Origin of the sequence: Bacillus sp. NTK071 (genome assembly GCF_017303315.1) — a bacterium.
In the GTDB taxonomy this organism is placed as follows: domain Bacteria; phylum Bacillota; class Bacilli; order Bacillales; family Guptibacillaceae; genus Guptibacillus.
On the sequence record NZ_JAFKOI010000003.1, the window covers coordinates 51,624 to 66,022 of the forward strand.

At 41.7% G+C, this 14,399-nt stretch carries 14 protein-coding genes; 7 read left to right on the forward strand and 7 right to left on the reverse strand.

Features of this window, described 5'->3' with window-relative positions:
• Window positions 1–48 precede the first annotated feature (48 nt).
• The 3 genes from JI666_RS07910 (at window position 49) to JI666_RS07920 (ending at window position 3,438) form a co-directional block, all read left to right on the forward strand.
• The gene (locus JI666_RS07910) at window positions 49–1,365 is read left to right on the forward strand and encodes an NCS2 family permease (RefSeq protein ID WP_206890512.1); all 1,317 of its coding nucleotides are present in this window, start codon (window positions 49–51) and stop codon (window positions 1,363–1,365) included.
• Window positions 1,366–1,520: 155 nt separating this feature from the next.
• On the forward strand, window positions 1,521–2,732 hold the full coding sequence (locus JI666_RS07915; protein WP_206890514.1) for an EAL and HDOD domain-containing protein: 1,212 nt from the start codon (window positions 1,521–1,523) through the stop codon (window positions 2,730–2,732).
• A 277-nt stretch (window positions 2,733–3,009) separates the two neighbouring features.
• Window positions 3,010–3,438 carry a hypothetical protein gene (locus JI666_RS07920; protein WP_206890516.1) on the forward strand — a complete coding sequence of 143 codons (429 nt, stop codon included), beginning with the start codon at window positions 3,010–3,012 and terminating at the stop codon, window positions 3,436–3,438.
• A gap of 158 nt (window positions 3,439–3,596) precedes the next feature.
• Here JI666_RS07920 and JI666_RS07925 read toward each other — a convergent pair whose 3' ends face one another.
• The 3 genes from JI666_RS07925 to JI666_RS07935 form a co-directional block, all read right to left on the reverse strand.
• Window positions 3,597–4,091, reverse strand: a complete 495-nt coding sequence (locus JI666_RS07925; RefSeq protein WP_206890518.1) for a YwgA family protein — start codon at window positions 4,089–4,091, stop codon at window positions 3,597–3,599.
• Window positions 4,092–4,207: 116 nt separating this feature from the next.
• Window positions 4,208–5,488 (reverse strand): HD domain-containing protein, encoded by a 1,281-nt coding sequence (locus JI666_RS07930; protein WP_206890520.1) that lies wholly within the window; start codon window positions 5,486–5,488, stop codon window positions 4,208–4,210.
• Window positions 5,489–5,670: 182 nt separating this feature from the next.
• Entirely contained in the window at window positions 5,671–6,903 is a 1,233-nt protein-coding gene (locus JI666_RS07935; RefSeq protein ID WP_206890522.1) for a dicarboxylate/amino acid:cation symporter, read from the reverse strand.
• Between the two features lie 462 nt (window positions 6,904–7,365).
• On the opposite strand from JI666_RS07935, the gene lipL reads away from it, so the two are divergent.
• Entirely contained in the window at window positions 7,366–8,199 is an 834-nt protein-coding gene (gene lipL, locus JI666_RS07940) for an octanoyl-[GcvH]:protein N-octanoyltransferase (RefSeq protein WP_206890523.1), read from the forward strand.
• Window positions 8,200–8,246: 47 nt separating this feature from the next.
• Here the strand turns inward: lipL and pta are convergent, their stop codons facing one another.
• Window positions 8,247–9,221 (reverse strand): phosphate acetyltransferase, encoded by a 975-nt coding sequence (gene pta / locus JI666_RS07945; RefSeq protein ID WP_206890524.1) that lies wholly within the window; start codon window positions 9,219–9,221, stop codon window positions 8,247–8,249.
• A gap of 694 nt (window positions 9,222–9,915) precedes the next feature.
• Between pta and hemQ the strand changes: the two genes are divergently transcribed.
• The 3 genes from hemQ to gerQ all read left to right on the forward strand — a co-directional run bounded on the left by hemQ (window position 9,916) and on the right by gerQ (window position 11,761).
• On the forward strand, window positions 9,916–10,662 hold the full coding sequence (gene hemQ / locus JI666_RS07950; protein WP_206890525.1) for a hydrogen peroxide-dependent heme synthase: 747 nt from the start codon (window positions 9,916–9,918) through the stop codon (window positions 10,660–10,662).
• A gap of 188 nt (window positions 10,663–10,850) precedes the next feature.
• On the forward strand, window positions 10,851–11,282 hold the full coding sequence (locus tag JI666_RS07955; RefSeq protein WP_206890526.1) for a cell wall hydrolase: 432 nt from the start codon (window positions 10,851–10,853) through the stop codon (window positions 11,280–11,282).
• A 23-nt stretch (window positions 11,283–11,305) separates the two neighbouring features.
• Window positions 11,306–11,761, forward strand: a complete 456-nt coding sequence (gerQ, locus tag JI666_RS07960) for a spore coat protein GerQ (protein ID WP_206890527.1) — start codon at window positions 11,306–11,308, stop codon at window positions 11,759–11,761.
• Between the two features lie 209 nt (window positions 11,762–11,970).
• Here gerQ and JI666_RS07965 read toward each other — a convergent pair whose 3' ends face one another.
• The 3 genes from JI666_RS07965 to JI666_RS07975 all read right to left on the reverse strand — a co-directional run bounded on the left by JI666_RS07965 (window position 11,971) and on the right by JI666_RS07975 (window position 14,377).
• On the reverse strand, window positions 11,971–12,339 hold the full coding sequence (locus JI666_RS07965) for a DUF423 domain-containing protein (protein ID WP_206890528.1): 369 nt from the start codon (window positions 12,337–12,339) through the stop codon (window positions 11,971–11,973).
• A 92-nt stretch (window positions 12,340–12,431) separates the two neighbouring features.
• On the reverse strand, window positions 12,432–13,679 hold the full coding sequence (locus JI666_RS07970; protein ID WP_206890530.1) for an ABC transporter permease: 1,248 nt from the start codon (window positions 13,677–13,679) through the stop codon (window positions 12,432–12,434).
• A complete protein-coding gene (locus JI666_RS07975; protein ID WP_206890532.1) occupies window positions 13,676–14,377 on the reverse strand; it encodes an ABC transporter ATP-binding protein in 702 nt (233 codons plus the stop codon). The genes JI666_RS07970 and JI666_RS07975 overlap by 4 nt, the downstream gene beginning before the upstream one ends.
• Window positions 14,378–14,399 lie beyond the last annotated feature (22 nt).

Below are 14,399 nucleotides of genomic sequence, written 5' to 3' on the forward strand. Positions count from 1 at the left end.
TATAGTATTTGTGCTTAAAAAATGTTCGTATTTATTGGAGGTATCACCATGTTTAACTCCTTTTTTAGATTAAAAGAGAATGGAACTAATGTTAAAACAGAATTCCTTGCAGGACTGACTACATTCCTGACAATGGTATATATCGTCATCGTAAACCCAATTATCCTCTCGTCAACAGGCGTGCCGTTTGATACGGTATTTATTGCAACGATCATTGCAGCCGTTGTCGGTACACTTTGGATGGGACTTTTCGCTAACTACCCAATTGCCATTGCACCCGGCATGGGTTTGAATGCCTACTTTGCCTTCTCTGTTGTTGGTGGACAAAGCGGCGTCTCTTACCAAGTAGCTTTTGGAGCCGTCTTTATCGCTGGACTGCTCTTCATCATTCTTTCATTAACACCTTTCCGTGAAAAGCTGATTGAAGCGATTCCCACTAACCTAAAGCTCGGAATCACAGCTGGTATCGGTCTTTTCATCGCATTTATCGGACTTCGAATGACAGGCATTATTGTTGCAGATAAAGAAAACCTTGTAGGACTTGGCGATTTGCATTCACCAGCCGTTCTTCTCGCCCTAACCGGATTAATCATTACCCTGATCCTCATGGCTCGTAATGTGCCTGGAGCGCTTTTCTTCGGAATGATTATTACAGCATTTATTGCTGTTTTCACTGGACAGCTTGAATTCAAGGATGGCTTTATGAACACACCAAGTGCACCTGAGTTCTTCATCTTTGGCAGCCCACTTCAAGCCATTAAAGATATGATTGAATATGGACTATACGCTGTTGTGTTCTCGTTCTTACTCGTTACTTTATTTGATACAACTGGAACAATGGTTGGCGTTGCTGAACAAGCTGGATTAATGAAAGGCAAGAAAATGCCTCGTGCTCGTCAGGCACTACTTGCTGACTCCATTGGTACAACGGTCGGAGCGATCTTTGGGACTAGCCCAACAAGCGCCTACATTGAATCGTCGTCAGGGGTTGCTGCTGGAGGTAGAACTGGCCTAACATCCGTCGTTGTCGCTGTCTTATTCATCGTATCAGCGTTCTTCGGTCCACTTGTTGGCTCACTCTCTGGTCTTGCAGCAATCACTGCCCCGACGCTTATTATTGTCGGAAGTTTGATGATTGGAGCCGTTGGCAAAATCGACTGGAGCGAATTTGACGAGGCATTTCCTGCTTTCCTAATCATTTTAACGATGCCACTTACAGCTAGTATCGCAACAGGAATCGCGCTTGGTTTCATTACCTATCCAATCCTTAAAATTGTTAAAGGAAAGTGGCGCGAAGTTCATCCACTGCTTTATCTATTCGCTGTTCTTTTCTTCTATCAGCTTGCATTTCTACCACATGCTTAATGACACATTCTGCTCTTACAAAAGGGCAGAACTTTTTTGTGTCTAATGTATAGGTCATGACGTTTCTCCAAAAGAGCAAAATATAAATTGAATTATTTGCCATTTTGTTTATACTTATAGATAGAATATCTACGGGATACCTTTGGAGGGTACATATGGAAGCATTTATAGGACGTCAGCCCATCTTAACAGTCGATAAAGAGTTGTATGGTTATGAATTGCTCCATCGATCAAGCAAGCTTAACTCATATCAAGGATTTGATGGTACGCAGGCTACCGCAACTGTCATTTCTAATTCTTATTTAAGTTTTGGACTTGATCAATTATCAGATCAAAAACGTTGTTTTATTAATTTTACAGAAGAACTATTGGTAGACGAAGTGCCTACCTTCTTTTCTCCTGAATCGATCATTGTAGAAATTCTAGAATCGGTTAAGTTAACGGATAACGTGATTGCCGCTTGTCATAAGCTTAAAAGGCTAGGTTATAAACTTGCACTCGATGATGTGACTGACATGAGCAACTACGAGAAAATCATCGATTTAATAGACATTATTAAAGTGGACTTCATGGAGACCTCTAGGCAGAAGCGCCTGGAAATTGTTGAGCAATTTAGCCACTTACCGATCACCTTTCTTGCTGAAAAAGTAGAAACGCTTGAGGAGTTTGAGGAAGCTAAAGAGCTCGGTTATGTGCTCTTTCAAGGTTACTTCTTTAGTAAGCCAATCATTCTCTCAACAAAAGATATTAAACCGATGCCTCAACAGTACGTCAAAATGCTTGAGGAAATTAATCAACCCGTTCCCGACATTAGCTTAGTCTCCGAACTCGTTGAGCGAGACCTGGCTCTTTCTTATAAACTATTACGCCTCATAAACTCTTTAGGGCTACCTGTAAAGGTTAGCAACATTAGACAGGCGATTGTTTTACTTGGGTTATTTGAAGTAAAGAAATGGATCATGATCTTAATGCTTACGAAAGAAACAAATGAATCTTCAAAGGTCATTCAGCTGTCTCTTATTCGCTCAAGATTGTCTGAACGAATTGCTAGGAAGATTCGTATCAATCCGAGTGATGCTTCATTCATTGGCATGTTCTCGCTTCTCGAATGCATTCTGCAACGTCCGATGAGCAACATTCTACTGGATTTACCAATTGAAGATCATATCAAGGCAGCGTTAATGGATGAAAATCACACTTCGATCTATGCACATGTGCTTAAATTAGTGAAAGCCATTGAACAATGCGACTGGGAAACCGTTGATCTTATGCTAGTAAAAGTAAAAGTTTCAATGGATGATTTACAAGAGGATTATTTCGAAGCCGTTCACTGGGCGAATTCAGTTATAGACACGTTTAGACCTTAATACGAAAATCCAAATGACCATGCGACGTTGATTGCATGGTCATTTACATTTCTATAGATTCATAGGTCATAGAACCTTTCCTGATTCAAGAGAACTTTTCAGGTTACTCAGTAAACCTATTCACTATGTGACTTTTAGACCATTTTATCATTTCGACAAAAACTTCTTATTTCTACGACTTTTTTCCGCAAATTCTGAGCGTGGTGAACGATTATACTAATCTTCTAGCGGGTATTAATTGTAATGAACTCGAAACAATTGTAAAGAAGGTGGTAATATGTTGAAGGGATTACTTTATAAACCAGGGATAATCGGAAGTATGATTGGATTCATAGGCTCACTTGTTTACATACTCATACTGACAGCAGGCGGATTTAGTCATACCACATTAGCAGGCGTCATTAGCTTAGTTATTGTGCTTTTTGGCTATTACCTCCTTTCGACGCTATGGCTTCCTACCCTGCTTGAATCAAAAGAAGCGGTGGCTCTATCTACAGGTATCGCATTCCATATCTGTGCGTCCTTCTCACTCGTTTTCATGATGGCAGGCTCTTTACCAGAAATTCGCGAGCTTATTCTGCCATACACTAGCACTCTTCTATTCTCTCTTACTATGATTGCCTTACTTATTATTAGCGGATTTATACTTTCTAAATTAGAGCATAAGAAAGTGAATTCTCACAGTGAGACGAAGGTATCGATCTAGAATGGTCTTCGCTAAAAGGTTGTTGTTTTCAAAAGAGGGTTTGAATGAAAACCACACTTAGCTGATTGGAGCGGAAATCCCCCCTACTCTTAACAATGTCTCCGAAAACAACCATTTAAAAAAAGGTGCCTTAGAGGCACCTTTTCTGTTTCAATCTATTAACACCCAAGCTTCTCCATAAAGTCATAGGCTTGATCGATCTCTGTATCTGAATAGTTCTGTTTACTTTTGATCGTGCGGACCTTCTCAATAACCTCCGCCTTCGTTAGTCGATCAAAAAAGAGAATCGTAGAAACGAGCTCAAGAAAGCGAGAGCTCTGACTATTAATTTTAGGAATACAATCACTAAGTTCTGGCATATCAAAATCATAATGACTGAGGAATTCGCTTCCTTCGTTTGTCACCGTATATTTATATTGATAATAACCGCCTTTACTTTCCTTCACTTCTGTTACAAGTCCAAGGTTACAAAGCTCTTCAACCCGAAGTGTTAGTTCTTCTGAGTACGGCCCATAGAAATGAAATTGATATTTCTCATTAAATGGCAATTGCAGTTTTTTGCAAATGTAGACTACTTTCTGCAGCTTCTTACGTCCAATGACTTCTCCGGCTTCCTTCAACACAGCTATCACTTTCGCGTGATCTTCTAGCAACCTGCACCCCTCCCATGTACTTTTTACAGGTTGTCCAAAAAGCTTTCTTATTCTATAACGCATAACCTGTAGCGGAAGCGAACTTCATTCCAGGGGCTGCACTTCTTTTTGAACAGCTAATTTAGATTAAGCAATGACTTAATACGACGAGTAGCATCAGAATTTCCTTCCAAGATCAAATCTTGAGGAAAATAAAGTTTATGGTCTGTGCGTTTCTTTCCAGAAATCGCTTCAACCACTTCAGATTCACGTGAAAGCTCACGCAAATCACCACCTGGCTTAAGCAGATGAATAGGTAGACGTTCTTCTTCCTCACCTGGGCGATAGAAATCATATGGCAGATCCGAAGAAGAATCTACTTCTAGGTAATAATCAGGATCGATTCCTGCTTCTTTGAAGGAATCGTAAAGTTCTCTCCACGCATTCATTTGCATTGGATTAAATTCAATATACTTAAATAGTCGACGATTCATAAATCTTTCACATAAATCTCGAAGAATGGCATCGTCTTCTTCCTGCCAGATCTGGAAATAGAACTTTACGACAGAATCATCAAGCTTAAGGAAATCTTCGAGACTAATATCTTCCTTAAACAGAGAATAAAAGTGAGTGGGTTCCTGTTTGAACGCATACCCTTCTGCATACAACTTTTTCGCTCTGTGAAGAATTTTGCTTAGAATCACTTCCGCACTTCGCGTAACAGGATGGAAATAGACTTGCCAATACATCTGATACCGACTCATAATATAGTCTTCTACAGCGTGCATACCACTTTGCTTAATCACAATTTGATCGCCACCCGGACGCATAACCCGCAAGATTCGTTCAATATCAAAATGCCCGTAGCTCACCCCTGTAAAATAAGCATCGCGCAGCAGGTAGTCCATTCGATCCGCATCAATCTGGCTCGAAATTAAACTAACCACAAGTTTGTTCGTATGTGTCTTGGCAATGACATCTGCCACTTCTTCTGGGAAACTCTCGCTTACCTTTCGCAGTACCTGGTTAATTTCCGTATCACCAAGAATGACCATGCGGGTAAAATCTTCATGATCTAAATTAAACACTTTCTCGAAAGAGTGTGAAAATGGGCCGTGACCGACATCGTGCAACAGAGCAGCACACATGCTTAGCAACCGGTTTTCTTCGTCCCAGCTATCATATTGAGAAAAGATTTCGTTAATGCGTCTTACAATTTCATATACACCAAGTGAATGGCTGAAGCGACTATGTTCTGCACCGTGAAATGTTAAATACGTTGTTCCAAGCTGGTTCACTCTGCGTAAACGCTGGAATTCTTTCGTACCAATTAACTCCCAGATTAAACGGTACCGGACATGGATATAGCGGTGGACAGGGTCTTTAAATACTTTTTCTTCGTTTAATCGTTCGAGCATTTCTACGATGGACTCCTTCCGTCAAATTCATCCCCTAATTATATAACAGGTAATGGTAAATGAAAACCTTCCCCCTACGGCTTACACCAAATGGGAGAAGGTTCATGAATGTCGGGTATTACGAAAGAATGGAATGATTCTTCGTTCTAGCTTTCAATGCTAATCTGTTTAAAATGAGAAGATTAAAGAACTGACTTAACTTCTTTTCCTTCACGTTTTTCTTCTGATTTTGTAATGTACATCGCAGCCGCAGCATCACCAGTGATATTAACAGCTGTACGAGTCATATCGAGCAGACGGTCAACAGCAAGAATAAGGCCAATTGGCTCGACCGGAAGGCCAACTTGCTTAAGAACCATAGCAAGCATAATAAGTCCTACACCCGGTACACCTGCTGTACCAATACTAGCAAGAGTTGCTGTGATTACAACGATGATCAGTTGGGTAAATGTTAAGTCTACACCGGTAATTTGAGCGATAAAAATCGTAGCTACACCCTGCATAATCGCTGTTCCATCCATGTTAATTGTAGCACCGAGTGGCTGAACGAAACTACTGATTTGTTTAGGAATCTTTAAGTTTTCCTGTGCTGTTTTCATCGACACAGGAAGTGTCCCACTACTTGATGATGTACTGAATGCTACAGCCATCGCTGGAGCAAAAGCTTTAAAGAATTTAATCGGATTCTCTTTACATAAGAAATAGATTGCACTACCATATGTGAAAAGAAAATGAATGAGTAAAGCACCCAGAACTACAAGGAAGTACATTCCCATTGATTGAAGTGCTTCTTTACCTTGTCCACCTACAGCAGATGCGATAAGAGCAAATGCACCATATGGAGCTGTTTCCATGATGATCTTAACAAGATACATCATCACATCATTACCTTGCTCAAAAAGATCCCTTAACGCTTTTGTTTTCTCACCTAGAATAGCAAGAGCAAAACCTATGAAAATTGCAAATGCAATGATTTGAAGCATATTCCCTTCAACAAGTGCTTGAACGGGATTTGTTGGAATAATGTTTATAATGGTATCCATGACAGGTGGCGCATCTTGTGCTTCGAAATTCGCATTTCCTGAGAAGGAACCTTCAACACCTGGTTTAATTAAGTAAGCAAGTGCCATAGCGATTGAGATCGCAATTGTAGTTGTAATAAGGAAAAAGCCTACTGTCTTTCCTCCCATACGTCCAAGCTTCTTCGGATCGCTTATTCCAGCCGTACCTACAACGATTGAGAAGAATACGATTGGTACCACTAGCATCTTAATTAGGTTAAGAAATATCTGTCCTACTGGACCAAATAGATACTTATCGACAGGTCCAAATGCATCAGGTGCAAAAAGGTTAAAGATGACACCTACAAGGATACCTAATACAAGACCTGCAATAATTTTTACCGTTAACTTCATAAACATGTCCCCTTTCGTCCAATCGACGTTTAATCCACCATGAAGTGGCAGTCATACATCCATCGTAGATGAAGATTGACTACCTCTAGAAGTGAGATTGGTTGAACTATCATTCTTAATAGCCCCACACTATGCAATTTTTCATATTAACTATCTTATATGAAAGCTCTTACATACCTTTCCAATTCTTTGCTGTATATACCCGCTAACTAGCTAACTCGAAACTACCGTAATTATGATTATATCATTTTAGACAATTCTCGCAATTTCCTTTTTTTCGCAACCTATGAAATATCCTTTGAAATCAAAGTTTTATAGAGGAAATTTCTCATTAAATAGGAAAATAGAACGACGATTTTTTACGTCATCACCCGGGAAATACTGTCGGATGATGTCTTATGATTGTTCTTTTCTATCATGCTATAATAGAAAACGATTAGCTACAGAAGAAGGGATAAGATTATGACGAACGATTCCATACTATTCCAGCCGAAATGGCGGATCATTGATCAATCGACACTTGGTCCATCATTTGATGCACTACAATCTTTCGCCATGGATGATACACTTTGCAATTCAGCAGGAAGTGGCGATTCGCCACCCATTATGCGTTCATGGGTTCATCACAATACCATTGTACTAGGGATTCAAGATACGCGCCTTCCTTTTTTTGAGGAAGGAGTTCATTATTTAAAAGAACAGGGGTACCGGGTGATTGTCAGAAATTCAGGAGGACTCGCTGTCGTTCTCGATGCAGGTGTCTTGAACCTTTCACTCGTTTTGGCAGAAAAGCAGCAGCAAATTGATATTGATACTGGTTATGAAGCGATGGTGGATTTCGTCCAGCACATTCTCGCGCCATATCACGTAACAATTGAAGATCGAGAAATTGTTGGGTCCTACTGTCCAGGAAGATATGATCTTAGCATCAATGGCCGTAAATTCGCTGGGATATCTCAACGAAGACTACGAGGCGGTGTTGCTGTCCAAGTCTATCTGTGTGTGGATGGTAGTGGATCTGAACGAGCGAGTGTCATTCAGGAGTTCTACAAACGAGCTGTTAACGGAGAGCCTACAAAATTCACATATCCAGAAATCGTGCCTGAAACGATGGCCTCATTAAGTGAACTTATCGGGAAAGACCTTACTGTTAGTGACTTGATGATGCAAACTCTTAAAACGTTACAAACGTATGCAGATTCAATGACTACCGCACACCTCTCTATTTCTGAACTTTCTCTTTATGACTATAATTATCAGCGCGTTTTCACTCGAAATGAAAAAGCACTTGGTTAATAACGCAAAAACCCCCGAAGGAGATCCTTCGGGGGTTTTGCTTCTACTTATAAGCTTTGCATCGCTGTAATCAATGCTAGCTTGTACACATCTTCTTCGCTACATCCGCGTGATAGATCGTTAACCGGCTTATTCAGACCCTGAAGAACTGGGCCAACCGCTTCGTATCCACCGAGGCGTTGAACCATTTTGTATCCAATGTTACCTGCTTCAAGACTAGGGAACACAAATACGTTCGCTTCTCCTTTAAGTGGAGACTCAGGTGCCTTCTTCTGCGCCACTTCTGGTACGAAAGCAGCGTCGAATTGGAATTCGCCATCAATGACAAGATCAGGAGCCATTTCTTTAGCAATTCGCGTTGCTTCTTCTACTTTTTCAGTTTCAGGAGATTTCGCTGATCCTTTTGTAGAGAAGCTTAGCATCGCAACTTTCGGCTCAATACCAAACATTTTTGCCGTTTCCGCACTACTAAGTCCGATTTCGGCTAGATCGTTGCTGTCAGGAGAAATATTAATCGCACAATCAGCGAACACATACTTCTCATCGCCTTTAACCATTACGAAAGCACCTGATGTTTTCTTGATGCCTTCTTTCGTTTTAATGATTTGTAGAGCTGGGCGTACTGTATCACCAGTTGAGTGTACAGCACCGCTCACAAGACCATCTGCTTTGCCAGTGTGAACAAGCATTGTACCAAAGTAGTTCACATTAAGAAGGATTTCTTGTGCTTGTTCAGTTGTTGCTTTGCCTTTACGACGTTCAACAAATGATTCCACAAGTGCGTCCATCTCTCCGTATGTTGCAGGGTCCATAATCACAAGATCACTGTGCAATTTAAGACTTAAGCTTGATGCCTTATCTTTAACAGCTTCTTCTCCGCCAATTACGATTGGTTTAAGAATACCATCTTCTGCAAGACGATTAGCTGCTGCTAGAACGCGCTCATCTGTCCCTTCAGGAAAAACGATTGTCGGGTAACCTGATTTTACTTGGTCTTTCATGTTTGTAAATAGATCACTCATTGTATTCACCTCATTTATTTAATATCCATCCCTTACGATACTCCTTTTTCCCTTAAAACAAAAATAAATCCGGTAATGTAAACCTTTGCATACTAAAGTTCTATTTTTCTGACGATTAGACTTTAGATGGGAGTGAATTTCCGCTCCAGATGCTCGCTTTCCGCGGGGCGGGCGGTGAGCCTCCTCGGCACGCTTTAGGCGTGCCTGTGGGGTCTCACCTGTCCCGCTAGTCCCGCAGGAGTCGAGCATCTTCCGCTCCAATCAGCTAAGTGTGGCTCTTTTATACAAAACTTCTTTTAAAAACAACAATCATTTAAGAATTAGTCTTTTATAGCCTCTTCAATGGAAAGGTTATTACGAAATTGCCTCAAACTTATCCTGCACTATCCACCGCACAACAATACCGTTAAAAAATAACCCGCAATATTAAGTAAGTTAGAAACACTTCATCCACCTCAAGTTTCATGGAATCGTCATCCTCGATCGCTTTTAAAGAGGGAGAAGTATTGGTATAGTAGGTAGTGGAAAGTGAAACTTGGATAAGAGGGGCAGTTCTTTATCCTCCTCTTATGGTTAGTTGAACCAATCGGACCTTTAAGGGAAGTTGACCCGCACTTTAACGTCTTCATAAACCTGCGTAGGTGGGGTTTACTGCCACTTAAGGGTGGGATAAACGATAAGGAGTGAATCAAATATGAATGAAGCAGCAGTAACTCTTGATGGCTGGTATTGCCTTCATGACTTCCGTAGCATGGACTGGACAGCATGGAAACAGCTCTCAAGCAATGAACGTGAAGAAGCGATTAATGAGTTTCTTACTTTCCTTGAGAAATGGGAAGTAACAGCAGGACATAAGCAAGGTAGCCACGCTCTTTATTCCATCGTTGGTCAGAAAGCAGACTTTATGTTGATGCTCCTGCGCCCAACTATGGAAGAATTAAATGAAATCGAGAACGCTTTTAATAAAACAACATTCGCTGAATATACAATTCCGACTTACTCATACGTATCGGTTGTCGAACTCAGCAACTACATGGCTGGTAAAGACAGCGATCCTGATAACGACCCACGTATCCAGGCTCGTCTGAAGCCAGAATTAACAGAAGCTCCTTACGTTTGTTTCTACCCAATGAACAAGAAACGTGAAGGAAATGATAACTGGTACATGCTTCCGATGGACGAGCGTCGTGACATGATGCGAAGCCATGGCCTAATCGGTCGTAGCTATGCTGGCAAAGTGAAACAGATCATTACTGGATCTGTTGGTTTCGATGATTGGGAATGGGGCGTTACACTATTCTCTGATGATGTCCTTCAATTTAAGAAGCTTGTCTACGAAATGCGTTTTGATGAAGTGAGTGCGCGCTTTGGTGAATTCGGTAGCTTCTACGTTGGAACTCATCTTCCGAAAGAACGTCTTACACAGTTTTTATATGTATAAATAGGTCATCCCCTCTGAACATTTCGGAGGGGATTTTTTCGTGTTTTTTTCAACATGTATTCCCCATTTGATATCTCACCTTCTTGTCATATTCCTTCATTCAGTACATAGAATGAGTTACGTAGAGCCATGGCATTTTTAATACTTCTTGCATATGGTATTGGGCACAACTGAGAAGAGGTGTAGTTATGGCGGTAATTCAAACGAATGAGAATGATGTAAACCTTCTGGCACGTTTAATGAGAGCGGAGGCAGAAGGTGAAGGACAGCTAGGAATGCTGATGGTAGGAAATGTTGGCGTAAATCGAGTGAAGGTAAGATGTCTTGATTTCAAGAACATCAACTCGATGAACAACATGGTTTACCAGAATCCTGGTGGGTTTGAAGCTACGCAAAAGGGCTACTTCTATCAGAGAGCACGTGAAAAAGACAAACGTCTTGCACGAAAAGCAATTAAAGGGATGAAGTATGACCCGGCAAGTTACTCCCTTTGGTTCTTTAAACCAGGAGGCGCATGTCCTGAACAGTGGTATAACCAGTGGAATGCTGGTCGTTTCAAATCACATTGTTTCTACAAGCCTACCGAAAGTGAATGCTCTGAGGTGTACAACAGCTACTAAGAGAAAGCTTAAGGAGGGTTAAGATGAACAATCAATACTGGAATAAACCGGGTGCACAAAATCAGGGAGGCGGCTATCAGCAGATGGCACCACAGCAAGGACAGGGCGGACAGATGGGCCAATACCCATCAGGTTATCCTGGGCAAGGTCAGCAAGTTCAAGGTGCCATGACGCAGGGAGGAAGCCAGGGATTTCCCGGACAGCTACCTGTCGAGCAATCATACATTGAAAACATCTTACGCTTAAATCTAGGAAAAATCGCTACTGTTTACATGACATTTGAGAACAACGAGAAATGGAATGCGAAAGTGTTTAAAGGGGTTGTGGAAGCAGCCGGAAGAGATCATATTATCCTATCCGATCCTCAAACCGGTAAACGCTATATCCTCCTTATGATCTATCTTGATTACATTACATTTGATGAAGAGCTAGAATACAACTACCCTCTTCAGCAAATGGCGCAATATTCCCCTAGATAATAGCCGAAAAGCTGCCGGAATTCCGGCAGCTTTTCGTTTTGGCTAATATATTTAGAATTTGGCCAATATAATAAGATTTTAGCTAATATAATTGATTTTTGGACAATATCCTGAGATTTCGGCCAATAAATCAACAGCCTCGACACCGTTTGACAAATATCGGGTGGTGCCTGTCACCCGCGAATGCGCAAATGCACAAGCCGCGAACCCTACAGCTTAAACGCAGCGACAATCAGCAGAATCCACGCGGTAATAAACGCGACGCCACCAAGCGGTGTAATCGCTCCAAGGATTTTGATACCGCTTAAGCTCAGTACGTACAAGCTACCCGAGAAGAGCACGATTCCAGCAAACATGAGCCAACCTGCCCATTGAATGAGTCCAGTTGACTGGATCTTATCGGCAGCAAGGGCAATCCCGATTAAGCCGAGTGCATGGTACATATGGTATTGAACACCTGTTTTGAATGTTTCAAGCATTCTTTCTGACAATCTACTTTCTAAACCGTGCGCACCAAAAGCACCTAGTCCAACTGCAAGCGCAGCATTAATCGCACCGATGATTAAAAATAACTTCATCTCGTCATCCCTCCATCTCAATCTACTTCCCATCATAGCGGAAAGCATTTACAGGAAGCAACGAATTCCACAATTGTTCATACACCTTTCGATTATTGCGACGTTGAAGAAGGAACGACACCCTGATGCGACATCCGTAAACTTCCCTTCATCATAAACCAGCCACCTAACGGACAAAGCAAAACCCCTATCCATCCAGGAAACGCCACTCCTGTCATCATACAAAGCAGGATAAAACATGGCATCGTAAAGACTTTAACAGCTCGCCTTGCGGACAATTCTTTAAGCTGTTGCTCCCATTGAAATAACTGAGCATAACTCCCTTCAGAGAATTCATGCCAGTCCGCTTTGGAAAGGCCGATTAACGCATATAGCGCAAAAAGCAGCACGATCACTTTCACGGCTAATGGAAGCATGAAGATAGCAGCTGTCCCCCATCCGGTCACCTGCAAATAATACTGTCCCTTACCAGGCGAACGAAGCAGCCATTTCACATAGAGATCAACGATTCTTGTCTCTCTACTACCGTTCTTTCTTAGTCGCTTTGAACCTTTAAAAAGAAACGGCTTCTTTCGAGCAAACACGGTCCTTCCTGATGCAACACCCACCTGCCTCATCAGTAGTTTCGTTATGCTTTGTTTATAACCACGTTCGAGCATGACATCGTGAAAAAATGTTCCACTCAACTTTAGACGTTGATTTAACTGAACAATTAAAAAAAGCAGTAGAAAAGCAACGCCCCCAAGCACGAACCATGTAGACTTCCATCCTACTTGACTCACAATAACAAGAAACACAATCGAGACGACATTCATTAACCCAATTGGAATCCATTTAACCCAAACGGACTGAATGTTAAGCTCAATGAAATAGCGGCAGACGTTCACATTCCAACTCACAAGAAGCACAAAAACCCCAGTTATTATCACTCGCTCAATTCCCCAGCCCCAACCTGTTAGGAGGAATGGCAGAACAGCAGCGATGCCGAGGAGCGTAAGCACTAACCCTTTTAGAAGTGAATACATCATCCCCCATTTTTTCAAGCCATTCACGAGCCGATGATTTTGCAGGAGGTAGACTTGATCTGCTTCTTCCATATAGACCCTAAGCGACCATGACGTTGCAATCATAAATAACGGTATCATCACAACCTGCTCTGGAACGGAATCTAGCCATACTGGCGCGATGAGCCACCATGATCGATAATAGGCGACTGAAATAACGAGCGCTGGAATGACAATATATAGCCATACAGTCCAATCAATCGCTGTCCGAATATCGCGTAACTTATAATGGTGATCATCTTTTACCCGCTTTCGTAGCAACTGGAATGATGTCATATGCTTTGCTCCAGGAGGCTATCCACACAATCTAGAAGTGAACCATCTTCCAAGCCTGTTTGCTCCCTCAATTCTCCAAGCGTTCCTTTACCAGCTATTTCCCCACTTGAAATGAGCACAAATCGATCGCAAATTCGTTCTGCTGTATCCAAAACGTGCGTTGACATGAGCACCCCCGCTCCGCGTGCTCTCTCCTTTTCAATTAACTTTAGAAAGTCTTTCGTTGCTCGTGGATCTAGACCTAGAAAAGGTTCGTCGATGATATATAAATCAGGCTTAAGCATAAAAGCCGTGATGAGCATAACCTTCTGTCTCATTCCTTTTGAGAAACTAGATGGAAGATCATGAACAACATGATCCAGCTTGAAATAGCTTATGAGATCTTGTGCGCGCTCCTCCCATTCACCGTCCTGGAACGACACCGCCGCTGCGGCAAGCTCCAAATGCTCCCATAGGGTTAGACTGTCATAGAAAACAGGTTGTTCAGGGATATATGCATACCGAGCATCGCCCTCAAACGTTATGGACCCTTTCCACTCTTTTACGATTCCCAGAATCGTTTTGATTGTCGTACTTTTACCCGCTCCGTTCGAACCTAATAAACCAAGAAGCTCGCCACTTTTCACATGAAATGCTAGTCCTTTAATTGTTGTACTGTTCTTTTCATACCCTGCTTCTTCTATTTCAACATTTAGCATTGATCGTCACCTCTACCTTTAC